We start from the raw sequence: 25,404 nt of genomic DNA, 5'->3' as shown, positions 1-25,404 counted from the left end.
CCGGGAACGGCGTCCAGTTGAGCAGCGGCACGCCGGCGATCGTGGCCGAGCTCCACAGAGCGATCTCGGAGTCGCGGGGGGGGGCCCCCCGGGAGGGGGGGGGGGGGGCCCCCCCCCCCCCCCCCCCCCCCGCGCCCCCCCCCCCCCCCCGCCCCCGGCGGGGGCCCCCCCCCCCCCCCCCCCCCCCCCCCCCCCCCCCCCCCCCCCCCCCCCCCCCCCCCCCCCACGATCTCGGCGCTTCCCTCGTCAGAGCCCGAAGCGCTTCTGGACCGCCCGCACGCTCTCCGCCGACGCGCGCAGACCGGCCAGCTCCTGGTCCGACAGCGGGACGGGCACGTTCTGCGTGACCCCGCGGCGGTCCACCAGGGACGGCAGGGACAGGCACACGTCGCTGATGCCGTAGTAGTCCTCCAGCAGGGAGGACACCGGCATCACAGCGTGCTCGTCCTGCAGCACCGCCTCGATGATCCGCGTCGCTGCGAGACCGATGGCGTAGTTCGTGGCGCCCTTGCCGGAGATGATCCGGTATGCGGAGTCGACGACCTCACGGTGCACGGCCTCGCGCGACTCCTCGTCGAGCGGCTTCGCGCCCGGGAACGGCGTCCAGTTGAGCAGCGGCACGCCGGCGATCGTGGCCGAGCTCCACAGAGCGATCTCGGAGTCGCCGTGCTCGCCCGCGATGTAGGCGTGGACGTTGCCCACCGCCACGCCGCACCGCTCGGCGAGCACGACGCGCAGGCGCGAGGAGTCGAGCACGGTCCCGGACCCGAAGAGCCGCTCGCGCGGCAGCCCGGAGATCCTGAGCGCCGCGTACGTCACCACGTCGACCGGGTTGGTGACCATCACGTAGACCGCGTCGGGCGCGACCTCCACGAGGCCGGGCAGGATCTTGGCGGTGAGCTCGATGGTCGCCTCGGCAAGGTCGAGCCGCGTCTGGCCGGGCTTCTGCTTCGCGCCGGCGGTCACGACGACCACGTCCGCGTCGGCGCACACCGCGACGTCGTCGGAGCCGATGACCTCCGCCTGGGGCGTGAACATCAGGCCCTGCTGCAGGTCGAGCACCTCGGCCTCGACCTTGGCCTTGTTGACGTCGAGCAACGCGATGGTCCGCGCGGACCCGCGGGCGAGGGCGGCGTAGGCGAGGGTGGACCCGACGGCCCCCGCCCCGACCACGGCGAGCTTCGTCGTGCGGGACGCCGACCTCGCGTCGGACAGCGCAGCGTTCACGGATCCTCCTCCGGCTCGGGCGATGGCCCGGGCGCTCCGCGCTGGGCGGGCCGCCCGGCCACCTCAGGCTAGGTGTCGAGTCGTGCCAGCGCAGCGCGGACGAGCTGCGCGTCGGACGTAGGCCAGAAGCCCGGCATGGACCGCGTGAGGAACGACGCGTAGCGCGCCGTGGCGAGCCTCGGATCGAGCACTGCGACCACGCCGCGGTCCGTCGTGGTGCGCACCAGGCGGCCGGCACCCTGCGCGAGGAGCAGCGCGGCGTGCGTCGCGGACACCGCCATGAAGCCGTTGCCGCCGGCCTGCTCCACGGCGCGCGCCCGCGCCGCTTTCACGGGGTCGTCCGGGCGGGGGAACGGGATCCGGTCGATGATCACGAGCTGGCACGACGGCCCGGGCACGTCCACGCCCTGCCACAGCGACAGCGTGCCGAACAGGCACGTCGCGGGGTCGTCCGCGAACTCCCGCACGAGGCTCGGGAGCTGGTCGTCGCCCTGGCAGAGGATCGGCACGTCCAGCCGTTCCCGCATCGCCTCCGCCGCGGCCACCGCCGCCCGGCGCGACGAGAACAGCCCGAGGGTCCGCCCGCCCGCGGCCGTGACGAGCTCCGCGATCTCGTCGAGCTGAGCCTCCGTGGTCGGCTCGCGCCCCGGCGCGGGCAGGTGTCTCGCGATGTAGAGGATGCCCTGGCGCGGGTAGTCGAAGGGACTGCCGACGTCCAGCCCCGTCCACGCCGGCTTGTCGGCCGGGTGCTCGGCGGGCGCCTCGCCGTCGCCGAGCGTGGCACGGCCGAGCCCGAGCGCGCCTGCGACGGGCTCGAACGTGCCGCCGAGCGCCAGGGTCGCGGACGTGAACACGCCCGTCGACTCGCTCAGCAGGTGGGTGCGGATCAGCCCGGCGACATGCAGCGGCGCCGCGTGCAGGCGCGTCACCCCGTCGGAGAAGCCGCCCCACGCCGCGTCCGGACGCGAGCACCACAGCACGTCGTGGCTCGTGTCGTCGACGGCCATCCGGTCGGCCGTCTCGAAGAGCTGCAGCACAGCGGACTGCGCCATCTTCAGGCCGGGGTCGGGCTGGCCCGACGCCGGACCGGCGCCCTTCCCCTGTCCTGCCGGCTCGGGCTTGAGCCGGGTGAGCAGCTCGCGCGCCGCATCCCGGACCGCCCCCACGGCCGTGCGCAGAGCGTCCGGCAGCCCGTCCGGGAACCGTTCTGCCGGCGCGGTGACGAGCAGCGTGCCCAGCCCCTGCGCCGCGGCGTCGAGCGCGGTCGTGTCGGCGCCGCCGTGCCGCCGCGCGAGTCGCGACGCGTGCTCCACGGACGCCATCGAGAGGTCCACCGTGGCGGCCGCCGTGACGCGGTCGACGAGCTCGTGGGCCTCGTCGACCACCACGACGTCGTGCTCCGGCAGCACGCCGGGGCTGCCGGACACCGCGATCCCGAGCATCGCGTGGTTCGTCACGACGACGTCCGCCTCGCGTGCGGAGGCCCGCGCGCGCTCCGGGAAGCACTCGGCGAGCATCGGGCACCGGCCGCCCAGGCACTCCATCGACGTGACCGACACCTGCCGCCAGGCCCGGTCCGGCACGCCCGGCACCAGGTCGTCCCGGTCCCCCGTGTCCGTCTCCGACGCCCACTCGTGCAGGCGGCGCACCTGGTCCGCGAGCGTCTCGCCGTCGCGGCGACGACCGCGGGAGGCGGCGCGGCCGCCCGTGGCGCCTGCTCCGCCGTCGGACGCCGGGTGGTCCTCACCGCCGGGGAGGTCGAAGAGCGTGGGCTCGTCCGCCGGGTAGCCGCCCGCTACCTTGTGCACGCACAGGTAGTTGTGCCAGCCCTTCAGCAGCGCGATGCGCGGCTCCCGGGGCAGCAGCGGCGCGACCGCGCGCGCGACCAGCGGCAGGTCACGGGTGATGACCTGGCGCTGCAGCGCCAGGGTGGCGGTGGAGACGACGACGCGGCTCTCCGCCGTCACCGCGTGCCGCACCGCGGGGACGAGGTAGCCGAGCGACTTCCCGGTGCCCGTGCCCGCCTGGACGAGCAGGTGCTCGCCCTTCTCCACCGCGTCCGCCACGGCCTGCGCCATCTGGTCCTGTCCCTCGCGGCGACCACCGCCCAGCTCGCCCACGGCCAGGTCGAGCAGCTCGCCGACCGAGGGCACGTCGGAGGTCCGCGCGGCGGGCGAGTCGTCGAGGCTGGTCACGCATCGATCCTACGGGCGACCACCGACACCCGGCGCCCCGCTGCGGCGGGTACGCCGGTGGCGCCCGTCCCGGCGGGACGGCGCCACCGGCACAGCCACGCCGAGCGTCAGGAGGCCTGTGCCGCCACCCGATCGAGCTCGGCCGCGAGCGCCGCGTCGACGCGCCCGCGCAGGTGGGTGCCCGCCGCGACGTGCTCCTCCTGGTCGATCTCGCCCGACTCGTGCACGCGGTGCACGAGGTCGCCGCGCGAGTACGGCACGACGAGGTCGATCTCGACCGACGGCCGCGGGAGGGCGTCGGCGACGATCTCGCGCAGCTCGGCGATCCCCTCGCCCGTGTGGGCGGACACGACGACGGTCCGCTTCTCGCGCCGCTGGATGCGCCCCACGACGGCCGGGTCGGCGATGTCGGCCTTGTTCAGCACGACGATCTCGGGGACGTCATGAATGCCCGGGATGTCCGCCAGGACCTCGCGCACGGCGGCGATCTGGCTCTCCGGGTCCGGGTGCGCCGCGTCGACGATGTGCAGCAGCAGGTCGGCGCTGCCGACCTCCTCCAGTGTCGAGCGGAACGCCTCGACGAGCTGGTGCGGCAGGTGGCGCACGAAGCCGACGGTGTCGGCGAGCGTGTAGACGCGGCCGTCCTCCGTCTGCGTGCGCCGCACCGTGGGGTCGAGCGTGGCGAACAGGGCGTTCTCCACGAGGACTCCCGCGTCCGTCAGGGCGTTGAGGAGGGACGACTTGCCGGAGTTGGTGTAGCCGGCGATCGCCACCGCGGGGATCGCGTTGCGCTTGCGGGACAGTCGCTTGGTCTCGCGCGACGGCCCCATAGCGTCGATCTCGCGGCGCAGCTTCGCCATGCGGTTACGGATGCGGCGGCGGTCCAGCTCGATCTTCGTCTCACCGGGTCCGCGCGAGCCCATGCCGGCGCCGGCGCCGCCCACCTGGCCACCGGCCTGACGGGACATCGACTCGCCCCAGCCGCGCAGGCGCGGCAGCAGGTACTCGAGCTGCGCGAGCTCGACCTGCGCCTTGCCCTCCCGGGACTTGGCGTGCTGGGCGAAGATGTCGAGGATCAGCGCCGTACGGTCGACGACCTTGACCTTCACCACGTCCTCCAGCGCGCGGCGCTGGGACGGGGCGAGCTCGCCGTCGACCACCACGGTGTCCGCGCCGGTGGCCAGCACGAGCTGAGCGAGCTCGACGGCCTTGCCGGACCCCAGGTACGTGCCGGGGTCGGGCTTCTGGCGGCGTTGCAGCAGGCCGTCGAGCACCTGCGAGCCGGCTGTCTCCGCGAGCGCTGCGAGCTCGCGGAGCGAGATCTCGGCGTCGAGCGCGGCCGCCTCGCCACCGCTGTAGAGGCCGACCAGCACGACGCGCTCGAGGCGCAGCTGCCGGTACTCGACCTCGGTGACGTCCTCGAGCTCGGTCGACAGCCCGGCGACGCGGCGCAGCGCGGTGCGCTCCTCGAGATCGAGCTGCTCGCCGTCGTGGTCCGTGTGCACGGTGCCGCCGTCGGCCCGCGCCGTCCCCGCCCGAGCGAGCACCCGTGCGACGACGTCGTTCGCGATGGCCTGGGCAGCACGCTCGTGGTGCTCGTGGCCGGACGGCTCGTCTGCCGGTGCGCCGGGATTCGTCGGGGAGTCGGTCATGTAATGCCCTTCGGTGGATGTCCTTGGTACAACAACGATCCCACGTCGGGCAGTCCCGGGGCCACGCCTTTCCGCGTGATTTCGCCGCGACCACGCGAGCCGTCCGCCGTCGGACGCGGACCTAGGATTGGCAGGTGAGCCAGCCTGACCACGACAGCACCGCGCCCGAGCACTACTTCACGGCAAAGCCCGCCTCGGCCGAGGAGCTGCGCACCCTCGCGGTCCGGCTCGCCGGGCGAGAGGTCGAGGTCGAGGTCGCGTCGGGCGTGTTCTCCCCGGGGGGCGTCGACAAGGGCACCCGCGTCCTCCTCCAGGAGGTGCCGGCCCCCCCGCAGGAGGGCAACCTGCTGGACCTCGGCTGCGGCTGGGGGCCGCTCGCGCTGACGATGGCCCTGGAGGCGCCGGCCGCGACGGTCTGGGCGGTCGACGTCAACGAGCGAGCCCTCGACCTGGTGCGCCGCAGCGCCGCACGCCTCGGGCTGACGAACGTGCAGGCGGCCACCCCGGACATGGTGCCGCCCGGCACGACTTTCGCGGCGATCTGGTCGAACCCCCCGATCCGCGTGGGCAAGCTCGTGCTCCACACGATGCTGGAGCGCTGGCTGCCCCAGCTGGAGGGCGACGCCGAGGCGTGGCTCGTCGTGCAGAAGAACCTCGGGTCCGACTCGCTCGCGCGGTGGATCACCGAGACGCTGGACCTGCCGGTCGAGCGCAAGACGTCCTCGAAGGGGTTCCGCGTCCTGCGCGTCTCGCACCGAGCACACAGCATGCCGGGACGGGCGCCGGCGTCGGGGCCCGGCACGCCGCCCGGAGCGACGGATCAGAGAGCGACCTCGCCCGAGTAGACGAGCTCGGCCGGGCCGGCCAGCTCGACGTGCCCGTCGGGAAGCAGCCGAACGCGCACCTCTCCGCCCGGCACCTCGACGAACCACGTGTCCGGCGCGCCCTCGCCCTGCCAGGTTCGGACCGCGAGCGCCGCCGCGCACGCCCCCGTGCCGCACGACGGCGTCTCGCCCACCCCGCGCTCGTGCACGCGCATGCGCACGCGCCCGGCCGGCTCGCCGTCGGGCCCCAGCTCCTCGCCGAGGGGGACCACGAGCTCGACGTTCGTGCCGTTCGGCGGCACGGGCGCGACCTCAGGGGCATGCCCCAGGTCGAGCGCGTCGAGCTCCTCGGTCCCCGCGAGCGCGACGACCGTGTGCGGGTTGCCGAGGTCGACGCTCAGCGCCGGCCGCGGCGCCTCCCAGCCGGCCACGTGCACGGCGGCGTCGAAGCCCTGCGCCCGCGCCTCGTCGCCGAAGGGCAGGGACCAGGGCCCCATGTCCACGGCGTACCAGCCGTCGGGCTCGCGCCGCACTCGCTTGACGCCCGCGCGGGTGCCGAGGGCGAAGGTGTCCGACGGCGTCGTTCGCCCGCCCGGGGCGGCCTGCGCTGCGCCGGGCACCGGGCTCGCGGTGCCGGGCGCCAGCGTGACCAGGCCGAGGCTCTCCGCGAAGGCTGTGAAGACGCGGACCCCGTTGCCGCACATCTCGGCGACGGAGCCGTCGGCGTTGCGGTAGTCCATGAACCAGATGGCGGCCGGGTCCTGGGCGAGGACCTCGTCGGCCACGGTCTCCCCGGCCCGGGCGAGCGCCGCGGTCGGGACGAGGCGGATGACGCCGTCGCCGCCGATGCCGCCGCGGCGGTCGGCCAGGCGGCGCACCATCTCGGGCGTGAGGTCGAGCTCGCCGGCGAGGTCGGCGACGAGCACGAAGTCGTTGCGCGTCCCGTGGCCCTTGGTGAAGCGCACGCGACCGGTGGCAGGGGGTGCGGCGGGCGCCTCGGGCACGGTCTGCGTCATGACCCCAGGCTACGCCGCACGGGCTCCGCGCCGGGAACCGGCAGGGTGCCGGCGTCGGCGGACCGGACGACCTCGAGCGCGTCCTGCAGCAGCGTGGGCGACTGCGCGTCGAGCCAGTGGACCCGCGGGTCCCGGCCGAACCACCCCATCTGCTTGCGGGCGAGGCGGCGCGTGTTCGCGGTGACGGCCTCGCGCGCCTCCTCCTGGGTGGCCTCCTCCCGCAACCAGGCGAGCACCTCCGCGTAGCCGACGGCCCGTGCGGCCGTACGCCCCAGACCGGAACCCGTCCCGCCCTGCTCGGGCGACGCGAGGGACCGGACCTCGTCCACGAGACCCTCGCGCCACATCCGCTCGACCCGCCCGGCGACCCGCTGGTCGAGGACCTCGCGCGAGCAGTCGAGCCCGATCTGCACGGCGGGGCGCACGTACTCCTGGCGCGGCAGGTTCGCCGTGTACGGGCGGCCCGTGATCGCGATGACCTCCAGCGCGCGCACCAGCCGCCGCGTGTTGTGCGGGCCGATCGACGCCGCCGCGTCCGGATCGAGCCGCTCCAGCTCGGCGTGCAGAGCGCGGCGGCCCTCGGCCTCGGCCCGAGCCTCGAGCCCCGCCCGGACCTGGGGGTCGGTGCCGGGAAAGTCCATCTCGTCGAGCAGGGCCCGCACGTACAGCCCGGACCCGCCGACGACGACCGCCCGCGCCTCGCGGCCTGCGATCGCGTCGAGGTCCGCGCGCCCCTCCTCCTGGTAGCGCGCGACCGACGCGTCCTCGAGGGGGTCCAGCACGTCGAGCTGGTGGTGCACGACGCCGCGGCGCTCTCCCACCGGCACCTTCGCCGTGCCGACGTCCATGCCGCGGTAGAGCTGGTACGCGTCCGCGTTGACGATCTCGGCGTGGCTCAGCGCCTCGGCGAGGTCGAGCGCCAGGTCCGACTTCCCGGTGGCCGTGGGCCCCACGACGGCGACGATGATCACCCCGGGATTCTCTCAGGCGGTGCCGGTCGCGGCTCAGCCCGAGCTGGTAGCGGCTGAGCCTACGGTTCCGCTCCGGGCTGGTCCTTGCTCCGTGGCGGACCCACACTGCGTTGCACCTCCGGCTCAGCCCGAGTTGGCCGCGGCTGAGCCTGCGGTTCCGCTCCGGGCGGGATCCTTGCTCCGCTGCGGACCCACCCTGCGCTGCACCTCCGGCTCAGCCGCGCAGCAGGGTCACCCGGTACTCGGGCGGGAGGTGGTCGTGCGACTGCGGCAGGACCCGCACCTCCGGCGTCCACTCCGCGCCCACGGCCGCGAGCGCCTCGGCCACGCCCGGCGCCAGGGCGCCAGGGTCCGTGAGGAGCCCGCCCGGCACGCCGCCCCCGGCGACGACCAGGCCGTCCGCGGCCATCAGGTGTCCGACGGCGGCCGCCCTGGCCTCCGACTCGCCACCGGCCGAGATGCCCGGCTGATCGCTCCACGCGGGAGGTAGCTCCAGGGTCTCGACCGCGCCGGCCTGCTCGCCGAGGACCTCCGCGAGGCACATCAGCGCGACCGAGGCACCCACTCCCGCCACCGGAAGGTGTGGCTCCCAGGGCGAGCGACGGGCGCCCCCACCCCCCGAGGTGTCCTCGCTTCGCTGCGGTACCTCGCGGTGACCCCGGAAGTCGGGTATGCGGAGCCAGGTGTCGGCGACGCCCACCGCCGCCAGGGACGGACGCATCCTGCCGTGCCGCAGCGCCTCGCCGTGCGCCACGACGAGCGGGCGCCGGCCGCCCATGACGATCTCGGCGAGGGCCTCGCGGACGGCGTCGCGCACGTCGTCGAGGACGTCCGCCATCCCGGCCACACCCGGCACGAGCAGTGGGGTGGCGGGCAGGATCACGGCGCGCACGGACATCGGGCCCAACGTAGCGTGTCAGCCTCGAGGGTCGCCGCCCGAACGGTCGCCGTCGGCCCGTCGGAGGGCATGGCGGGACGAATTGTTCGCCCGTTCGCCCGGAGCGGAGGCGTAGGCCACGGCCCCGGGCGCCGGGTAGTGTGGGCGGGTGAGGTTCTTCGGGTCACGCCGCCGGGATGGGTCCTCGGCAGGCGATGGCGATCGCAGCGGCCCCCAAGCTCACGGCACACCGCGCCAGGATCTGACCGACGACGAGCTGCGGGCACAGGTCGAAGGGGTGCTCCTGCGAGAGCTCACCGGCGGCCTCGACGACCCCGCCACGATCCCCGCTCCCCTGACGCGTGACCGCGTCGTCGACTGGCTCACCGAGAACGGGTTCAGCTACTTCGTCGACTCCGAGGGCGACGTCGGCGGGCTGTGGCACGGCTGGCTCTTCTACTTCCTCATCGTGGGCGACGGCAGCGAGGTGCTGCAGGTGCGCGGGCAGTGGCACCGCGACCTCACGATCGAGCGGCTCGAGGAGGTCCTCGAGCTGTGCAACGAGTGGAACGCCGAGCGCATCTGGCCCAAGACGTACGTGCGCGTCAGGGACAACGGCGCCGTCCTCGTCTACACGGAGGTCACGGTCGACCTCGAGCACGGCGTCACCGACGACCAGCTCGACCAGCTCCTGCAGTGCGGGCTGACGACCGGCTCGATGTTCTTCGAGCACCTGGACGAGACGTACCCCGATCCCCTGCGGAGCGCCCCGTGAGCCCCGCCTGGAACCGCGGCCCTGGGCGCGGCGGCTGGCTCGCCCGCCTGCTCAACCCGCGGCTGCCGGTCCGGACCGTGCCCGGGGGCCGCACCCGCACCCTCACCGGGGCCGACATCGAGCGGCCACGGCCGCTGTCGACGCAGCGCATCGGCGACGACCTCGCGCGGCGCGGCTACCGCTTCCGCATCGACGACGACGGCGACGTCACCGGCACCTGGGACGGCAACCGGTTCTGGTTCCTCCTGCTCGGCGAGCACGACGAGATCCTGCAGGTGCGCGGACGCTGGGCGGGCACCCTGCCGCCCGGCTCGCGGCTCGCCGTGCTGCAGGCCGCGAACGACTGGAACCGCGAGCGCATCTGGCCCAAGGTGTACACGCGCGAGGAGGCGTCCGGGCTCGCGCTGTACGCCGAGGTGTCGGTGGACTTCGAGCACGGGGCGACCGAGGACCAGCTGGCACAGACCGTCTCGTGCGGGCTCGTGACGGCCAGCCAGTTCTTCTCGACGGTGGCGTCGCTCGCCCCGCCCGACGGGCACGCGGAGCACGACCCCGACGACCCGGACGAGGACCCGGGCCAGCCCGTGACGGACGACCGGCCCGGGGACGACATCCTCGGCGACCCGACCCCCGGAGACGGCGCGCGCGGCGAGTCGGCCGGCCACGAGGACGACGAGCCGGACCCGGCGGACGGCGCGAAGTAGAACCCCACGAACTGCCGGCGCCCGTGAGGACCCCATAGGGGAGACGTCCCCATCGCCTCGTTCACCTAGGGTCTGGGCGAGACGGCCGCGGGCGAACGCAGGGGGGAACGGTGACCAGTTCCGCGACGAGTGGGACGGCCTGCACGCGACGGCCTTCACGTGGTTCGGCTGGTGGAACGCTCAGGTCAACCACATCGAGGGCTCGCGATCCAAGAGCTTCGTCGAGGGTGATCCGTTCCCCTGGTTCCTCGTCTACCCGCTGGCCGGTCTCGGGATCTGGTTCGTCATCACGACGATCCGCCAGTGGGCGCGCTACTCCCGGATGTCGGCCACGCGCCCCTGAGCGACGGCCGTCGTCGTCCTCGAGACGACGTCAGCGTGGTGGACACCATCGAAGGATGCCCGACCCGGTCGCATCACTCTCGGCCTTCGATCGTCACTCTCTGCAGTAGGCCCGAGCCCGCTACCTGGCGCAGGGCACGCCGGGCCGCTGAGGCCCGCCCTGCGTCAGCGCCGCAGCGTCGGCAGGCCCAGCGAGACCGGGCCCGACGGTGCCGGTGTGCCGTGGGAGTGCTCGTCCTCTCCCCCGCCGAGCCGCGCCTTCTCCCGCGCGGCCCACGCGTCGCCGGACCGGGTGCGGCGCACGGCGAAGCCGCCGGTCAGCGCGGAGTCGGAGATCAGGTGGTGCGGCGCGGCCTGGGTCACGGTGACCGACACGACGTCGCCCGGACGCGGAAGGCGCGGGTCGACGACGGCGGCGAGGCGCGGGTCGTCCAACGACACGGGCTGCTCGGGCAGCCCCGCCCCGGCCGGCCCCGCGCTCTGGGCGAGGTCGCCTGCGAGGGGCGAGCGGCCGACGCCCTCACCCCACGAAGTGTCCTCGCTGCGCTGCGGTACTTCGCGGGGACCCCGAGGATCGGCCAGTGCCGGCACCGCGAAGTGGACGAGCCTGTTGTCCGCCGCGCGGCCCGAGAGGCGGTGCTTGGCGCCGTCCTTCTTGCCGACGCCCTCGGCGACGAGCACCTCGAGCGTACGTCCGACCTGCGCGTCGGACTCCTCCCCCGAGATGCGCTCCTGGAGGGCGAGGAGGCGCTCGAACCGCTCCTGCACGACCTCCTTGGGGAGCTGCCCCTCCATGGTGGCGGCGGGGGTTCCGGGGCGCGGCGAGTACTGGAAGATGAACGCCGACGAGAACCGCGACGCCTCCACGACCCGCATCGTCTCGAGGAAGTCCTCCTCGGTCTCGCCCGGGAAGCCGACGATGATGTCGGTGGTGATCGCGGCGTCCGGCATGGCGGCGCGGACGCGATCGAGGATGCCGAGGAACTTCTCGGAGCGGTAGGAGCGGCGCATCGCGCGCAGGACGCGGTCGGAACCGGACTGCAGCGGCATGTGGAGCTGCGGCATCACGTTGGGGGTCTCGGCCATGGCGGCGATGACGTCGTCGGTGAAAGCCGCCGGGTGCGGTGACGTGAAGCGCACCCGCTCCAGGCCCGCGATCTGCCCGCACGCGCGCAGGAGCTTGGCGAAAGCGCCGCGGTCGCCGAACTCGACGCCGTAGCTGTTCACGTTCTGGCCGAGGAGCGTCACCTCGATGGCACCCGCGGCGACGAGCGCCTCCACCTCGGCGAGGATCTCGCCCGGCCTGCGGTCGCGCTCCTTGCCGCGCAGGTGCGGCACGATGCAGAAGGTGCACGTGTTGTTGCAGCCCACGCTGATGCTGACCCAGCCGGCGTAGACGCTCTCGCGCTTGGTGGGCAGCGTCGACGGGAAGACCTGCAGCGACTCGGCGATCTCCACCTGGGCCGCCTCGTTGTGCCGGGCGCGCTCCAGCAGGACCGGCAGGGCGTCGAGGTTGTGCGTGCCGAACACGACGTCGACCCACGGCGCCTTGGCCACGATGTCGCCGCGGTCCTTCTGCGCCAGGCACCCGCCCACCGCGATCTGCATGCCCGGGCGCCGCGCCTTGATGCTCGCGAGCTGGCCCAGGTTGCCGTACAGGCGGTTGGCCGCGTTCTCACGCACCGCGCACGTGTTGATCACCACGACGTCAGCGCTGCTGCTCGCCTCGTCCTCCTTGGACGCGGGGGCGTAGCCGGCCTGCTCGAGCATGCCGGCCATGTGCTCGGAGTCGTGCACGTTCATCTGGCAGCCCAGCGTGCGCAGCATGTAGGTGCGCTGCGCCTCGGCGTGCACGTCGGCGCCCGCGGACGCGATCGTCGCCGCGTCCGGGGGCGTGGTCTGGGAGAGCGTGGGAGCGGACATCGGAGCAATTCTACGGTCCGACCGGTGAGACGCTGGCAACGCGGCCGGGGCTGGGGCGAAGACCCCACAAACCCCCATACCAGGCATCTGTTACCGAACCGTTGTCAAGGGATGACCTGTCTCGTTGGCCCTCGAAACATCCGCTCGTTAGGTTCGAGGGATGGACCACGAGGCGATCACGGACGAACCTGTGGCTTCGAGCGCGCCCCGGCCGACGTCGGGCACCGCGACCACGGACCGCGCGACGGGCGAGCCGCTGGTGGAGCTCGAGGGAGTGAACAAGCACTTCGGTGCGCTGCACGTGCTGAAGGACATCAACCTGACCGTCCGCAAGGGCGAGGTGCTGGTCGTGATCGGCCCCTCCGGCTCGGGCAAGTCGACGCTGTGCCGTGCGATCAACCGGCTGGAGACGATCGACACCGGCACCATCGCGATCGACGGGCAGAAGCTGCCCGAGGAGGGGCGCGCGCTTGCCCGGCTGCGGGCGGACGTCGGGATGGTGTTCCAGTCGTTCAACCTGTTCGCGCACAAGACGGTGCTGGACAACGTCACGCTCGGGCCGCGCAAGGCACGCGGCACGCCGAAGAAGGCCGCGGCGGACCAGGCGAGGGCCCTGCTCGACCGCGTGGGCGTGGCCAACCAGGCGAACAAGATGCCGGCGCAGCTCTCGGGCGGCCAGCAGCAGCGCGTCGCGATCGCCCGCGCCCTGGCGATGCAGCCCAAGGTCATGCTGTTCGACGAGCCGACGTCGGCCCTCGACCCCGAGATGGTCAACGAGGTGCTCGACGCCATGGTGGCGCTCGCCCGTGAGGGCATGACGATGATCGTCGTGACCCACGAGATGGGCTTCGCCCGCAAGGCGGCCGACCGCGTCGTCTTCATGGCCGACGGGCAGATCGTCGAGGAGGCTCCCCCCGAGGAGTTCTTCACCGCCCCGAAGTCGGATCGGGCACGCGACTTCCTGTCGAAGATCCTGCCTCACTGACCCGACCCACTGAATCATCTGTTGGAACAACGAAGGGGAACCATGCGCAAGCACACCATCCGGCTGATGGCCGTGGCCGCGGCTGCCGCGCTCTCGCTGTCCGCATGTGGCGGCGGTGAGGTCGGCGAGGAGCCCACCGAGGGTGCGACCACCGCCGAGGGCGGCGGGACCATCCGGATCGGCATCAAGTACGACCAGCCGGGACTCGGTTACCAGGACGCCGACACCTTCACGGGCTTCGACGTCGACGTGGCGACCTACGTCGCCGACAAGCTCGGCTACTCGGCCGACCAGATCGAGTTCGTCGAGTCGATCTCCGCGAACCGCGAGACGATGCTGCAGAACGGCGACGTCGACATGATCTTCGCGACGTACTCCATCACGGACGCGCGCAAGGAGGTCATCGACTTCGCGGGCCCGTACTTCGTCGCCGGCCAGGACCTCCTCGTCGCCGAGGACAACACGGACATCACGGGTCCTGAGACGCTCGAGGGCAAGAACCTCTGCTCCGTCACCGGCTCGACGTCCGCACAGAAGATCAAGGACAACTACGCCACCGGCGTGAACCTCCTCGAGCGCCCCGGCTACGCCGAGTGTGTGACGGCCCTCGGCGCGGGCCAGGTCGACGCCGTCACCACGGACGACATCATCCTCGCCGGCCTCGCGGCCACCGAGGCGAACGCCGGGAAGTTCAAGGTCGTCGGCGCCCCGTTCTCCGAGGAGAACTACGGCGTGGGCCTGCCCAAGGGCAGCGAGCTCTGCGAGGACATCAACGCCGCGATCACCGAGATGATCGAGGACGGTACCTGGGAGGAGCTCGTCGCCAAGAACACCGAAGGCACGGGCTACACCCCGAACGCGGAGCTGAACCCGCCGACGCCGGCGCCCTGCGCCTGACGTCGCCACTCGGCCCGATGCCGGACTGGTCGCCTCCGGAGGGAGGCGACCAGTCCTGCGTCGCCGCAGCAGCGTCGGGCACCTGACGCAACGATTCCTCGGAAGGTGACAGTGGACGACTACTTCGCCGAACTCGGCGAGCTGTTTGAGCGCTTCAACGTCGTGGGCGCGTTCTGGACGAACATCCAGCTGACGTTCTGGGCCGCCCTCATCGCACTCGCGCTCGGGACCGTGCTGGCGCTCATGCGGATCTCGCCGATCGCGTCCCTCCGGTTCGCTGGCACCGCGTACGTGAACGTCATCCGCAACACGCCGCTGACGGTCATCATCATCTTCATGGTGCTCGTCGTGTGGACGCTGTTCGCCGTGACGCTGGCACCGGGCTTCAACGACAACTTCTTCCGTCTCGCGGTCATCGGCCTGGCGATCTACCACGCGGCGTTCGTGTGCGAGGCGATCCGCTCCGGCGTGAACACCGTGCCAGTGGGACAGGCGGAGGCCGCGCGCGCGATCGGGCTGCCGTTCCTCGCTGCCGCACGGCTCGTCATCCTGCCGCAGGCGTTCCGGGGGTCGATCGCACCGCTCGGCAACACGCTCATCGCGCTGCTGAAGAACTCGACGGTCGCCGCCGCCGGCTCCGTGTCCTGGGAGACCGCGTCCACGATGAGGCTGATGATCGAGTTCCGACCCGACCACCTGTACCTGATCTTCTTCATCTTCGCGCTGGGCTACGTCGTGCTCGTGATCCCCATCGGGGTCGTCACCACCTGGCTCTCCGACCGACTGGCGGTGAAGCGATGAGCTCCGTGCTGTTCGACTCCCCCGGCCCCCGCGGTCGCCGGCTCGTCATGTTCGGAAACGTCGCCAGCGGAGTCGTCGTGGCAGGCGTCGTCGTGTTCGTGCTGGTCGTGCTCGCGCAGCAGGGGCAGCTCGACCCGGCGCTCTGGGTCGCCGCGCTCGACGGTCGCGCCTGGCAGTTCTACTACCTGCCTGGGCTGCAGAACACGCTGCGCGCCGCCGCGTTCGCCACGGTCGGGGCCGTCGCCTTCGGTGTCCTGTTCGGGGTGGGGCGGCTGTCTCTCAACCCGCTGGTGCGCGTGCTCAGCGGCGTGGTCGTGGAGTTCTTCCGCGCCGTGCCGGTGCTGCTCATGATGTTCTTCCTGTGGGTCTTCTTCTCGCGCCAGCTGACGTGGGTCCCCGACCGGCCGTACGCAGCCGTCGTGGTGGCCCTGGTCCTGTACAACGGGTCCGTCATCGCCGAGCTCGTGCGGTCCGGCGTGCGCAACCTGCCGCGCGGGCAGAGCGAGGCGGCGCTTGCGGTCGGGTTGACGGGCGCGCAGTCGCTCCGGTCCGTCCTGCTGCCCCAGGCGCTCGTCGCGATGCTGCCCGCGGTCATCTCCCAGCTGGTGGTCGTCCTCAAGGACTCCGCTCTGGGCACGCTCATCGCGTACCCCGAGCTGCTCCGCGCCACGCAGATCCTGGCCTCCGGCGAGCAGAACCCGCTGCAGGCGCTCACCGTCGCCGCGCTCGTCTTCATCGTGCTCAACTGGCTGCTGTCCGTGCTGGCACACCGGCTCTCCCTCACGCTCTCCTCCCGGACGTCCGGGAAGACGGTCGAGGGCGTGGGGATCGGAAACCCGGTGGCGGCCCCGGTGGTGCCTGAACCGCACTGAGCGGAGCCTGGCTGACCGCGAGACACACGAGGGGTGTCCGTCCCGGACCGGGACGGACACCCCTCGTGTCTCTCGCGGTGGCCGCTCGGGGTGGCTGGAGACGCCCTCGCGATCCCCGGCATGGGGCGGTGTGCCTCCTGGGTCGGCCGGGATCACTCGATGCCGACGTCCAGGTCGTCCGTGTCCTCGCCCTCGGTCATGAGGGCGTCGCGGACCAGCCCGAACGCCAGGCCCGGCGCGTAGCCCTTGCGGGCGAGCGCGCCGACCGCCCGGCGCACGCGGACGTCGCGGTCGAGCCCGCGCGTGCGGGCGATGAGCCGCGTCGCGAGGCGGGCGGCAGTGTCGCGTTCGTCGTCCTCGTCGAGCTGGTCGAGGGCACCGGCCGCGGTGTCGTCGTCGATCCCTCGACGCCGCAGCTCCGTGGCGATCGCCCGCCGCGCGAGCCCGCGCTCGGCGTGCCGCGTGCGGACGATCGTCTCGGCGTACGTGGCGTCGTCGACGAGGCCGACCTCGTCGAACCGGTCCAGGACCGAGGCCACGACGTGCTCCGGATAGCCCTTGCGGCCGAGCGCCTGCTCGAGCTCCCGGCGCGACTTCTGTGACGCCGTGAGGATGCGCAGCACCGTCTCTCGGGCCCGTTCCTTCGCGTCGTCGAGCGTCAGCTCGCCGGACTCCAGGAGCTCGGCGACGGTCCGGCGCGGCTCGCGCGGGCCCTGGGGCCCACGAGCGTTGCGGCCGCCCCGGCGCGCGCGTTCGCGAGGCTGATCCGAGCCCTCCGTGCGAGCCGAATCATGGCCGGCCGGCCCTGTGCCGGGCTCCGGCCAGGCGTGCTCGGTCACCGTCACAACACCTCCGTCCGGCGCGGCTCGCGCCCCGTACGTCGCGAGCCGCCGCGACGCTTCCCCACGCCGCGACGGCTCGCGCGCCCACCGTACTGCAAGGTCAGAACGGTGCTGCCTCGGTCTTGGCGGGTGCCGCCTTGGCCCGCGACCTCGTCGCGGTGGTGGCCTTGGCCGTGGCGGTGGTCTTGGCGGACGACGAGGTCGCGGCAACGGTGCCGGAACCCGGCGCAGCGACCGGGTCTCCCGGCACCGGGACGGCCGGCGCCTGTTCCGCCGGAGCGTCGACGCGCGCGCCGACCCCGAGCTTCTCCTTGATCCGCTTCTCGAGCTCCGCCGCGAGGTCGGGGTTGTCCCGCAGGAACGAGCGGGCATTCTCCTTGCCCTGGCCGAGCTGGTCGCCGTCGTACGTGAACCACGAGCCGGACTTGCGGACGAACCCGTGCTCCACGCCCATGTCGATGAGGCCGCCCTCGCGGGAGATGCCCACGCCGTACAGGATGTCGAACTCCGCCTGCTTGAACGGCGGAGCCATCTTGTTCTTGACGACCTTGACGCGGGTACGGTTGCCCACCGCCTCCGTGCCCTCCTTGAGGGTCTCGATGCGGCGGATGTCCATGCGGACCGACGCGTAGAACTTCAGGGCCTTGCCACCGGTGGTGGTCTCGGGGGAGCCGAAGAACACGCCGATCTTCTCGCGCAGCTGGTTGATGAAGATCGCGGTGGTGCCGGTGGAGTTGAGCGCGCCCGTGAGCTTGCGCAGCGCCTGCGACATGAGGCGGGCCTGCAGACCCACGTGGCTGTCACCCATCTCGCCCTCGATCTCGGCCTTGGGCACGAGGGCCGCGACCGAGTCGATGACGATGATGTCCAGCGCGCCCGAGCGGATCAGCATGTCCGTGATCTCGAGCGCCTGCTCGCCGGTGTCCGGCTGCGAGACCAGAAGGGCGTCCGTGTCGACGCCCAGCTTCTTGGCGTAGTCCGGGTCGAGCGCGTGCTCGGCGTCGATGAACGCCGCGATCCCGCCTGCCCGCTGGGCGCTGGCCACGGCGTGCAGCGCCACCGTGGTCTTTCCGGAGGACTCGGGGCCGTAGATCTCGACGACGCGGCCGCGCGGCAGCCCGCCGATGCCGAGCGCGATGTCGAGCGCGATGGAGCCGGTCGGGATCACCTCGACGGGCGCGCGCGTCTCGTCGCCGAGGCGCATGACCGAGCCCTTGCCGAAGTTGCGGTCGATCTGGGCGAGGGCTGCCTCGAGCGCCTTCTCGCGGTCTGCCGGTGCGGGCATGTGCGTCACCTTTGTGTTCTGGGGCGCGATGTGCGCGCCGGGATGGATGGCTCCGTGGTGCCTTCGTGGACGACCGTACGCGGAGCCACTGACACGGATGCCTGCTCCGGCCGCCGCCTGTCGACGACGTTCCGAAATCCGCGCCTGTGGTCAAAGTCTAGGCGAACGGGTGTTCGATGCAAGCCCGTCACACGGTGTGTCGCGCGCATTCCACTGCCGACAACCCGGCGCCAGCTCCCGAGCGACTCGGAGCTCACCGACGGGGCGGCGCCTGCCGGTGCTTGTCCGCGCCCCACCGCTGCGTGTCCGGCACGTCGAGGGCGTCGCACAGCGCGTGCCAGACGTCACGCGGGTCCACGCCGGCCTCGAGCGCCTGCGCGGGGGTCCGGTCATCGAGCCGTGGCAGCACCTGCTCGCGGATGAGCGTGCGCCCGTATGCAGGCCCGAAGACCTCGTCGACCAGCTGCCAGAACTCGCGATTTCGCACTCGCCCAGCCTATGTGTCAGTGGTCCCGGCAAGAATGGGGTCATGCCCGAGTCCATCGACCCGCTCGCGCGTTTCGGCCCTGCCACCCGTGCGTGGTTCTCCGGCGCATTCGCCGAGCCCACCGCCGCCCAGTCCGGCGCGTGGGACGCGATCGCGCGCGGCGATCATGCCCTGGTCGTGGCCCCCACGGGTTCGGGCAAGACGCTGGCGGCGTTCCTCTGGGCGATCGACCGGCTCACGACCGAGCCTGCGCCGTCGCGCGAGCGGCGGTGCCGGGTCCTGTACGTCTCGCCCCTCAAGGCCCTGGCCGCGGACGTGGAGCGCAACCTCCGGTCGCCGCTGGCGGGCATCCGCCAGGCAGCCGCGCGCGAGGGGGTCGAGGTGCAGGACGTCACGGTGGGGATGCGCACGGGCGACACGCCCGCGAGCGAGCGCCGTGCGTTCGCCACGCGCCCGTCCGACGTGCTGATCACCACCCCGGAGTCGCTGTTCCTCGTGCTGACGTCAGCCGCACGCGCGGGCCTCGCGGGCGTCGAGACGGTGATCGTGGACGAGATCCACGCGGTCGTCGGGACCAAGCGCGGGGCTCACCTCGCGGTGAGCCTGGAGCGGCTCGACGCGCTGCTGGACCGCCCCGCACAGCGCATCGGCCTGTCCGCGACGGTGCGGCCGGTCGAGGCGGTCGCGACGTTCCTCGGCGGCCACCGGCCGCCCGCCGAGGGAGGGCGGCCGGTGACGGTGGTCCAGCCGCCGGCGACGAAGCGGTGGGCGATCGATGTGGTGGTCCCGGTCCCGGACCTCGCGGACCTCGACGCCGCGACGCCGGAGCCGGGCCGCGGCCCGGACGGACCCGGAGGCGACGGCCTGCCCGGTCCAGACCTGTCGGGTGCGGCCACCGGCGCACCGCGGCGCGCGTCGGTGTGGCCGCACGTCGAGGAGCGCGTCGTCGACCTGGTGGCCGAGCACACCTCCACGCTGGTGTTCACGAACTCGCGCCGCGGTGCAGAGCGGCTCACGGCCCGCATGAACGAGGTGTGGGCGCAGCGCGAGGGCGTCGAGGTAGCGGAGCCGGGAGCCACCTGGTCGGCCCTCCTACCGGGCCAGTCCGGCACGGCCGCCGGCGTGGCGGGCCCGCCCGCGCGACCGGGCCGCGGCATGCCGGAGGCGGTGTCCACACAGCCGGAATCTGCCACCGTCCTGGCCCGCGCCCACCACGGCTCGATGAGCCGCGCGGAGCGCACCCGCACGGAGAGCGAGCTCAAGGAGGGTCGGCTGCCCGCGGTCGTCGCGACGTCGTCGCTCGAGCTCGGCATCGACATGGGCGCGGTGGACCTGGTGGTGCAGGTGGGCGCCCCGCCGTCGGTCGCGAGCGGGCTGCAGCGCATCGGACGCGCCGGGCACCAGGTGGGGGCGGTGTCGAAGGGCATCGTGTTCCCGATGTTCCGGGGCGACCTCGTGCCCGCGACCGTTATCGCCCGGCGCATGCGCCAGGGCGAGATCGAGCACCTGCACGTTCCGGCGAACCCGCTGGACGTGCTGGCGCAGCAGATCGTCGCTTCGCTCGCGGTCGACGAGTGGGACGAGGCCGACCTCCTGGCCCTGGTCCGTCGCGCGGCGCCGTTCGGCGGCCTGGGGGACGCGACGTGGCGGGCGGTGCTGGACATGCTCGCCGGCCGGTATCCCAGCGAGGACTTCGGCGAGCTCCGGGCACGGATCGTCTGGGACCGCATCACCGGCCTGTTGAGCGGCCGTCCGGGCGCGCTGCGCCTGGCCGCGACGAGCGGCGGCACCATCCCGGACCGTGGCCTGTACGGCGTCTTCCTCGCGGCAGAGCAGCCGGTCTCCGACGGCGGAGCCTCCGCGGGCGACGTCACCCTGGGCGACGCCCCGGCCGGGCGGACCCGAGGCGGTCGCCGGGTCGGCGAGCTCGACGAGGAGATGGTCTACGAGTCCCGCGTGGGCGACACGTTCACCCTCGGGTCGAGCACGTGGCGCATCGAGGACATCACGCCGGACCGGGTGCTCGTCTCCCCTGCGCCCGGCCTGCCGGGTCGCCTGCCCTTCTGGAAGGGAGACTCGCCGGGCCGTCCCGCGGAGCTGGGCCGTGCCGTCGGAGCGTTCGTACGCGAGACAGATGCTGTTCTGGCCGCGGACCCGGCCGACGGCCGCGAGCGCCTCCGGGCCGAAGGCCTCGACACGTTCGCGACAGAGAACCTGGCGGCCTATCTGACCGAGCAGCGCGCGGCGACGGGCCGCGTACCGGACGACCGCACCGTGGTCGTGGAACGGTTCCGGGACGAGCTGGGCGACTGGCGCGTGGTGATCCACTCGCCGCTCGGCGCGCGCGTCCACGCTCCGTGGGCGCTCGTCATCGGCGCGCGGCTGCGCGAGCGGTACGGCGTCGACGTGGCGGCGATGCACGCCGACGACGGCATCGTGCTGCGCCTGCCGGACACCGGTGAAGGGTGGGGAGCCCCCGAGACGTGGGACGGCGGTTCGGGGACGACGTCGGCGTCGTCGGGCAGCGTGACGCTCGAGGACCTGCTCCTGGACCCGGACGAGGTGCTGGGCGCGGTGCGCGACGAGCTGGGCGGGTCGGTCATGTTCGCCGCCCGCTTCCGCGAGGCGGCGGCGCGCGCGCTGCTGCTGCCGCGACGCCGGCCCGACCGCCGGCAGCCGCTGTGGCAGCAGCGGCACCGGTCGGCGCAGCTGCTGGAGGTTGCGTCGCAGTTTCCGGACTTCCCGATCGTCCTGGAGGCGGCGCGCGAGTGCCTGCAGGACGACTTCGACGTCGCCGCGCTGTCCGGGTTGATGCGGGACGTGGCGTCGGGCACCGTGCGGGTGGTGGAGGTGACGACCCCGTCGCCGTCGCCGTTCGCGCAGTCGCTCCTGTTCGGGTACACCGCACAGTTCCTGTACGACGGCGACGCGCCACTGGCCGAGCGCCGCGCGGCCGCCCTGTCGCTGGACCCGGCGTTGCTCGCCGAGCTGCTCGGCGAGCAGGGCGCGGCCGATCTGGCGGACCTGCTCGACCCGGACGCCGTCCGGCGCACCGAGGACGAGCTGCAAGGGCTGGCTCCGGACCGGCGGGCGCGAGACGCGGAGGGCCTGTGGGACCTGCTGCGACGCACCGGCCCGCACCCCGTGTCCGCGCTCGAGGCGCGGTCCGCCGAGTCCGCGGAGGTGGCCGGATGGCTCGCTGGTCTCGAGCGTTCCCGGCGCGCGATCCGGGTCAGGGTCGCCGGGGTCGAGCAGTGGGCCGTCGCCGAGGACGCCGGCCGGCTGCGGGACGCCCTGGGCGCTGCGCTCCCGTCCGGCATCCCGGAGGCGTTCACCGAGCCGGTGCCCGACCCCCTCGGGGACCTGCTGCGTCGGCACGCCCGCACGCACGGGCCGTTCCCGGCATCGGACGTCGCTCGGCGGTTCGGGCTCGGCGTCGCCGTCGCGGGCTCCGCGCTCGCCCGGCTGGAGGCGACGGGCGTGCTGGTGCGCGGGCGGCTGCGACCCGACGCCCTCGGCGGGGTCGGCGACGAGTGGTGCGACCCCGGCGTCCTGCGCGTGCTGCGGCGGCGATCGCTCGCGGCCCTGCGCGCCGAGGTCGAGCCCGTCGAGCCGGAGGCGCTCGGAGTGTTCCTGCCGCGCTGGCAGGGTATCGGCGGGTCCGCGCCGCTACGCGGCACCGACGGACTCCTGCAGGTTGTCGAGCAGCTCGCGGGTGCGGCGGTCCCGGCCTCCGCACTGGAGACCCTGGTACTGCCCGCGCGCATCGCGGACTACTCCCCCGCCGTGCTCGACGAGCTCACTGTCGCGGGCGAGGTGCTGTGGTCCGGGCACGCGCGGCTTCCCGGCTCGGGCGGGGGCGACGGGCTGGTCTCGCTGCACCTCGCTGACTCGGCCGCCCTCACGCTGCCCGCGCTCGAGCCCGTCGAGGAGGGCGGGCCGCTCGACTCAGACCTGCACCGTGCCGTGCTCGACCTCCTTACCGGCTCCGGTGGGTTCTTCCTGCCGCGGATCGCGGAGCTGGTCGCTGCGCCCCCCGGCGAGGTGCTCGAGGCGCTGTGGGACCTGGTGTGGGCCGGCTGGCTCACCAACGACGGGCTGGGCGCGTTGCGCGAACGCCTCGGTGTCGGAGGCGGCGCCCACCGCGCGCCGCGGGCTCCCGGGCGCGCCCGGCCGGTGCGGCGGTCACGGTTCGCCCTGTCACCCGGGCGCCCGGCGTCGGCGCTCGGTCTCGCGGGCGGCGGTGCAGGGGTAGTGGCAGGTCGGGCCGCGACCGGCATGGCGGGGGCGGGGACCGGCCCGGCCGGGACGGGCACGACCGCTCGCGGCGTGGCCGGAGGCCTGCGCAGCGTGACAGTGCCCGGCGGCGGCGGGCGCTGGTCCGCGCTGCCGGCGCGCGAGACGGACCCGACGCTGCGCGCGCACGCTCTCACGCAGGTTCTGCTGGATCGGCACGGCGTGCTCACCCGGGCGGCCGCGGCGGCCGAGGGCGTCACCGGCGGGTTCCGCGACGTGTACCGGGTGCTGTCGGAGCTCGAGGAACGAGGCGCAGTCCGGCGCGGCTACTTCGTGGAGCACCTCGGCGGCTCGCAGTTCGCGCTGCCGGGCGCCGTGGACCGGCTCCGGGTGGACGCCCAGGACCGCACGCGGATACTCGAGCTCGCGGCCGACCCGTCCTCGGCGGGGCCAGGCCCGGACGGCGACGGTCCACCTGGCCCCCGCAGCACCACGCGGGGCGCGGTGGTCCTCGCGGCCCTCGACCCGGCCAACCCCTTCGGGGCGGCCCTCGCCTGGCCTGCGACGACGTCGTCGGCCGCGCCGGGCACCGGCACGTCAGGCACGGGCGCCCGCGACGCGAGCACACCCGGCACGAGCACCCCGGGTGGCATGAGAACCCCGGGCGCGAGCGCCCCAGCCCACCTCCCGGCCGGGACGGTCGCCGCGGCGGGTGCGGCGCAGGCGACCCCTGCAGCCCCCTGGGCAGACGCAGTGAGCGACGACGCGGCCGGCTCCGCCCTCATGGCCGAGAGGAGCGCCGGGAGCGGCACGCCGACGGGCACCGCCCCCGCCGTCGAGGGCGGCACGCACAGGCCCGGGCGCAAGGCCGGGGCCGTCGTGGTGCTCGTCGACGGCGACCTCGTGCTCTACGTCGAGCGCGGCGGGCGCACGGTGCTGTCGTTCGGGCATCCGTGGCCGCGCGTCGCGACGGCCGCCGCGGCGCTCGCCGAGGCAGTACGCACCGGGCGGCTCGGCAAGGTCCTCGTTCAGCGGGTCGACGGCGTGCCTGCGCTCGAGGCAACGTCGCGGGCCGGTTCGCGTGACGTCCCCGGCCCGCCGGCCACGGCGGCCGCTCTCGTCTCGGCCGGCTTCGGAGTCACGCCACGCGGTCTGCGGCTGCGGGGGTGAGCCGTGCCCGAGGGTGACGCCCTGCGGCTGACGGCCGAGCGCCTGTCCGCCGCCCTCGCCACCGGCCCGCTCGTCCGGGCCGAGCTGCGCTGGCCGACCGTCGGTGGGGTGAACCTGGTCGGCGCGACCGCCCTCGAGACCGCCTCCTACGGCAAGCACCTGTTCACCCGGCTCGACGACGGCCGCACGATCCACACACACCTGCGCATGGAGGGTTTCTGGCGGGTTGCCCGCACCGGCACGCGCGAGGCCGGGGTACGGAACCCGAACATCAGGGCGGTACTCGCCACCGCGCACTGGACGTGCACCGGCTGGTACCTCGGCATGCTGGACCTGGTCCGCACGCGCGACGAGCCGCGTCTGCTCGAGGGCCTGGGGCCGGACGTGCTCGGACCGCAGTTCGTCGAGGCCGGGCTGGACGTCGCAGACGGTACGCCGGTCCCGGCGGAGGCGCGCCCAGGGATCGACGGCGCCGTAGAGCGCCTCGGAACTGCCCCCGGGCGCCCGCTGTGCGACGCGCTCCTCGACCAGCGGACCGTCGCTGGACTGGGCACCATCTGGATGGCCGAGTCGCTGTACGCCCGCCGCCTGTGGCCATGGACGCCCGCCGGCGAGCTCACGGACGAAGAGCGCCACGCGCTGCTTCTCACTGCACGGCGGCTGATGGAGCGCAGCGTCGCGATCGGACGCACGCGCGGCCTGTCGGCGGTCGAGGTGAGCGTGCACGGCCGGGCCGGCAAGCCGTGCCGTCGGTGCCGCACGCCGATCGCCGTCGGGACGGCCAACGAGAAGCCGTTCGAGCGGCCGGTCTTCTGGTGTCCCACCTGCCAGGCGGCAGCGCCCGGCTGAGCCCCGCGCCGGCACCCCCCGGCACGCCCCGGCACGCCCCGGCACAGCAAAGCGGGCGTCCCACCCGACGGTGGGACGCCCGCTGTGTGCAGGTTCGGGTCAGCCGACGGGCGCGAGGTCCACGCGCTCGACGTCCCGGCGCTGTGCGGAACGGTCCCCGCCCCTGGCGAGGAAGCCCGCCATGAGGTCCGCCGGGATCGTGTCCGGGATCTGGAAGCCTTCGGCGACCGCGATGCGGTCGCTCACCTCGCGCAGGATCAGCGACATCGGCATGTCCAGTGCCTCGCAGATCGACGCGAGAAGCTCCGAGGAGGCTTCCTTCTGTCCTCGTTCCACCTCGCTCAGGTACCCCAGGGACACGCGTGCCGCGGAGGACACTTCGCGCAGGGTGCGTCCCTGACGTTGCCGCGCATCACGCAGCACGTCACCGATCTCTCGTCGTAGTACGACCATCTCGCGCCCCCTTCCCGTGCC

General features: G+C 73.6%; 20 protein-coding genes. 9 read left to right on the top strand and 11 right to left on the bottom strand.

Annotated elements, in window-relative coordinates:
• Window positions 1-246 precede the first annotated feature (246 nt).
• The 3 genes from L1785_RS18625 to hflX form a co-directional block, all read right to left on the bottom strand.
• Window positions 247-1,227 (bottom strand): L-lactate dehydrogenase, encoded by a 981-nt coding sequence (locus L1785_RS18625; RefSeq protein WP_236090795.1) that lies wholly within the window; start codon window positions 1,225-1,227, stop codon window positions 247-249.
• 68 nt (window positions 1,228-1,295) lie between these two features.
• Window positions 1,296-3,422, bottom strand: coding sequence for an ATP-dependent DNA helicase (locus tag L1785_RS18620; protein WP_236090794.1), 2,127 nt, complete (start codon window positions 3,420-3,422; stop codon window positions 1,296-1,298).
• Between the two features lie 107 nt (window positions 3,423-3,529).
• Window positions 3,530-5,074: a GTPase HflX gene (gene hflX, locus L1785_RS18615; RefSeq protein ID WP_236090793.1), complete on the bottom strand. Its 1,545-nt coding sequence runs from the start codon at window positions 5,072-5,074 to the stop codon at window positions 3,530-3,532.
• Between the two features lie 134 nt (window positions 5,075-5,208).
• Here hflX and L1785_RS18610 point away from each other — a divergent pair, with 134 nt between their 5' ends.
• Window positions 5,209-5,919, top strand: a complete 711-nt coding sequence (locus tag L1785_RS18610) for a class I SAM-dependent methyltransferase (RefSeq protein ID WP_236090792.1) — start codon at window positions 5,209-5,211, stop codon at window positions 5,917-5,919.
• On the opposite strand, the gene L1785_RS18605 is transcribed toward L1785_RS18610, so the two are convergent.
• The 3 genes from L1785_RS18605 to L1785_RS18595 form a co-directional block, all read right to left on the bottom strand.
• Window positions 5,895-6,914: a diaminopimelate epimerase gene (locus tag L1785_RS18605; protein WP_236090791.1), complete on the bottom strand. Its 1,020-nt coding sequence runs from the start codon at window positions 6,912-6,914 to the stop codon at window positions 5,895-5,897. The two genes, L1785_RS18610 and L1785_RS18605, sit on opposite strands and share 25 nt — an antisense overlap.
• The gene (miaA, locus tag L1785_RS18600) at window positions 6,911-7,885 is read right to left on the bottom strand and encodes a tRNA (adenosine(37)-N6)-dimethylallyltransferase MiaA (RefSeq protein WP_236090790.1); all 975 of its coding nucleotides are present in this window, start codon (window positions 7,883-7,885) and stop codon (window positions 6,911-6,913) included. The genes L1785_RS18605 and miaA overlap by 4 nt, the downstream gene beginning before the upstream one ends.
• Window positions 7,886-8,099: 214 nt before the next feature.
• Complete coding sequence (locus L1785_RS18595; protein ID WP_236090789.1) at window positions 8,100-8,783, bottom strand: hypothetical protein; 684 nt, start codon at window positions 8,781-8,783, stop codon at window positions 8,100-8,102.
• Between the two features lie 277 nt (window positions 8,784-9,060).
• Between L1785_RS18595 and L1785_RS18590 the strand changes: the two genes are divergently transcribed.
• On the top strand, window positions 9,061-9,537 hold the full coding sequence (locus tag L1785_RS18590) for a type III secretion system chaperone family protein (RefSeq protein ID WP_236090788.1): 477 nt from the start codon (window positions 9,061-9,063) through the stop codon (window positions 9,535-9,537).
• Window positions 9,534-10,241 carry a type III secretion system chaperone family protein gene (locus L1785_RS18585; protein ID WP_308113378.1) on the top strand — a complete coding sequence of 236 codons (708 nt, stop codon included), beginning with the start codon at window positions 9,534-9,536 and terminating at the stop codon, window positions 10,239-10,241. Before L1785_RS18590 ends, L1785_RS18585 begins: the two co-directional genes overlap by 4 nt.
• Window positions 10,242-10,748: 507 nt before the next feature.
• Here L1785_RS18585 and miaB read toward each other — a convergent pair.
• Window positions 10,749-12,506: a tRNA (N6-isopentenyl adenosine(37)-C2)-methylthiotransferase MiaB gene (gene miaB, locus L1785_RS18580; RefSeq protein WP_372461886.1), complete on the bottom strand. Its 1,758-nt coding sequence runs from the start codon at window positions 12,504-12,506 to the stop codon at window positions 10,749-10,751.
• A 160-nt stretch (window positions 12,507-12,666) separates the two neighbouring features.
• Here miaB and L1785_RS18575 point away from each other — a divergent pair, with 160 nt between their 5' ends.
• The 4 genes from L1785_RS18575 to L1785_RS18560 all read left to right on the top strand — a co-directional run bounded on the left by L1785_RS18575 (window position 12,667) and on the right by L1785_RS18560 (window position 16,061).
• Window positions 12,667-13,491, top strand: coding sequence for an amino acid ABC transporter ATP-binding protein (locus L1785_RS18575; RefSeq protein WP_372461885.1), 825 nt, complete (start codon window positions 12,667-12,669; stop codon window positions 13,489-13,491).
• A gap of 42 nt (window positions 13,492-13,533) precedes the next feature.
• Window positions 13,534-14,388: a glutamate ABC transporter substrate-binding protein gene (locus tag L1785_RS18570; protein ID WP_236090787.1), complete on the top strand. Its 855-nt coding sequence runs from the start codon at window positions 13,534-13,536 to the stop codon at window positions 14,386-14,388.
• Between the two features lie 111 nt (window positions 14,389-14,499).
• The gene (locus L1785_RS18565; RefSeq protein ID WP_236090797.1) at window positions 14,500-15,189 is read left to right on the top strand and encodes an amino acid ABC transporter permease; all 690 of its coding nucleotides are present in this window, start codon (window positions 14,500-14,502) and stop codon (window positions 15,187-15,189) included.
• Window positions 15,186-16,061: an amino acid ABC transporter permease gene (locus L1785_RS18560; RefSeq protein ID WP_236090786.1), complete on the top strand. Its 876-nt coding sequence runs from the start codon at window positions 15,186-15,188 to the stop codon at window positions 16,059-16,061. Before L1785_RS18565 ends, L1785_RS18560 begins: the two co-directional genes overlap by 4 nt.
• A 152-nt stretch (window positions 16,062-16,213) precedes the next feature.
• On the opposite strand, the gene L1785_RS18555 is transcribed toward L1785_RS18560, so the two are convergent.
• From L1785_RS18555 to L1785_RS18545, 3 genes are all read right to left on the bottom strand, one after another.
• A complete protein-coding gene (locus L1785_RS18555; RefSeq protein ID WP_236090785.1) occupies window positions 16,214-16,900 on the bottom strand; it encodes a regulatory protein RecX in 687 nt (228 codons plus the stop codon).
• 103 nt (window positions 16,901-17,003) lie between these two features.
• The gene (recA, locus tag L1785_RS18550) at window positions 17,004-18,188 is read right to left on the bottom strand and encodes a recombinase RecA (protein ID WP_236090784.1); all 1,185 of its coding nucleotides are present in this window, start codon (window positions 18,186-18,188) and stop codon (window positions 17,004-17,006) included.
• A gap of 253 nt (window positions 18,189-18,441) precedes the next feature.
• The gene (locus L1785_RS18545) at window positions 18,442-18,675 is read right to left on the bottom strand and encodes a DUF3046 domain-containing protein (protein WP_236090783.1); all 234 of its coding nucleotides are present in this window, start codon (window positions 18,673-18,675) and stop codon (window positions 18,442-18,444) included.
• A 42-nt stretch (window positions 18,676-18,717) separates the two neighbouring features.
• Between L1785_RS18545 and L1785_RS18540 the strand changes: the two genes are divergently transcribed.
• Both L1785_RS18540 and L1785_RS18535 read left to right on the top strand, forming a co-directional pair.
• Window positions 18,718-24,081: an Lhr family helicase gene (locus tag L1785_RS18540; protein ID WP_236090782.1), complete on the top strand. Its 5,364-nt coding sequence runs from the start codon at window positions 18,718-18,720 to the stop codon at window positions 24,079-24,081.
• A gap of 3 nt (window positions 24,082-24,084) precedes the next feature.
• The gene (locus tag L1785_RS18535; protein WP_236090781.1) at window positions 24,085-24,930 is read left to right on the top strand and encodes a DNA-formamidopyrimidine glycosylase family protein; all 846 of its coding nucleotides are present in this window, start codon (window positions 24,085-24,087) and stop codon (window positions 24,928-24,930) included.
• A 99-nt stretch (window positions 24,931-25,029) separates the two neighbouring features.
• On the opposite strand, the gene L1785_RS18530 is transcribed toward L1785_RS18535, so the two are convergent.
• Window positions 25,030-25,383 carry a helix-turn-helix domain-containing protein gene (locus tag L1785_RS18530; RefSeq protein ID WP_236090780.1) on the bottom strand — a complete coding sequence of 118 codons (354 nt, stop codon included), beginning with the start codon at window positions 25,381-25,383 and terminating at the stop codon, window positions 25,030-25,032.
• Window positions 25,384-25,404: the final 21 nt, after the last annotated feature.

This window comes from Antribacter soli (assembly GCF_021568775.1).
GTDB classification, from domain to species: Bacteria; Actinomycetota; Actinomycetes; order Actinomycetales; family Cellulomonadaceae; genus Antribacter; species Antribacter soli.
Note: the sequence above shows the minus strand (reverse complement) of the source record. Positions and strands in the feature narration are given on the sequence as shown.

Bases quoted from the DNA above. Each gene is read 5' to 3' on its own strand.
- hflX (WP_236090793.1), bottom strand. From the start codon at position 5,074: ATGACCGACTCCCCGACGAATCCCGGCGCACCGGCAGACGAGCCGTCC.
- L1785_RS18605 (WP_236090791.1), bottom strand. From the start codon at position 6,914: ATGACGCAGACCGTGCCCGAGGCGCCCGCCGCACCCCCTGCCACCGGT.
- L1785_RS18595 (WP_236090789.1), bottom strand. From the start codon at position 8,783: ATGTCCGTGCGCGCCGTGATCCTGCCCGCCACCCCACTGCTCGTGCCG.
- miaB (WP_372461886.1), bottom strand. From the start codon at position 12,506: ATGTCCGCTCCCACGCTCTCCCAGACCACGCCCCCGGACGCGGCGACG.
- L1785_RS18575 (WP_372461885.1), top strand. From the start codon at position 12,667: ATGGACCACGAGGCGATCACGGACGAACCTGTGGCTTCGAGCGCGCCC.
- L1785_RS18570 (WP_236090787.1), top strand. From the start codon at position 13,534: ATGCGCAAGCACACCATCCGGCTGATGGCCGTGGCCGCGGCTGCCGCG.
- L1785_RS18560 (WP_236090786.1), top strand. From the start codon at position 15,186: ATGAGCTCCGTGCTGTTCGACTCCCCCGGCCCCCGCGGTCGCCGGCTC.
- recA (WP_236090784.1), bottom strand. From the start codon at position 18,188: ATGCCCGCACCGGCAGACCGCGAGAAGGCGCTCGAGGCAGCCCTCGCC.
- L1785_RS18540 (WP_236090782.1), top strand. From the start codon at position 18,718: ATGCCCGAGTCCATCGACCCGCTCGCGCGTTTCGGCCCTGCCACCCGT.
- L1785_RS18530 (WP_236090780.1), bottom strand. From the start codon at position 25,383: ATGGTCGTACTACGACGAGAGATCGGTGACGTGCTGCGTGATGCGCGG.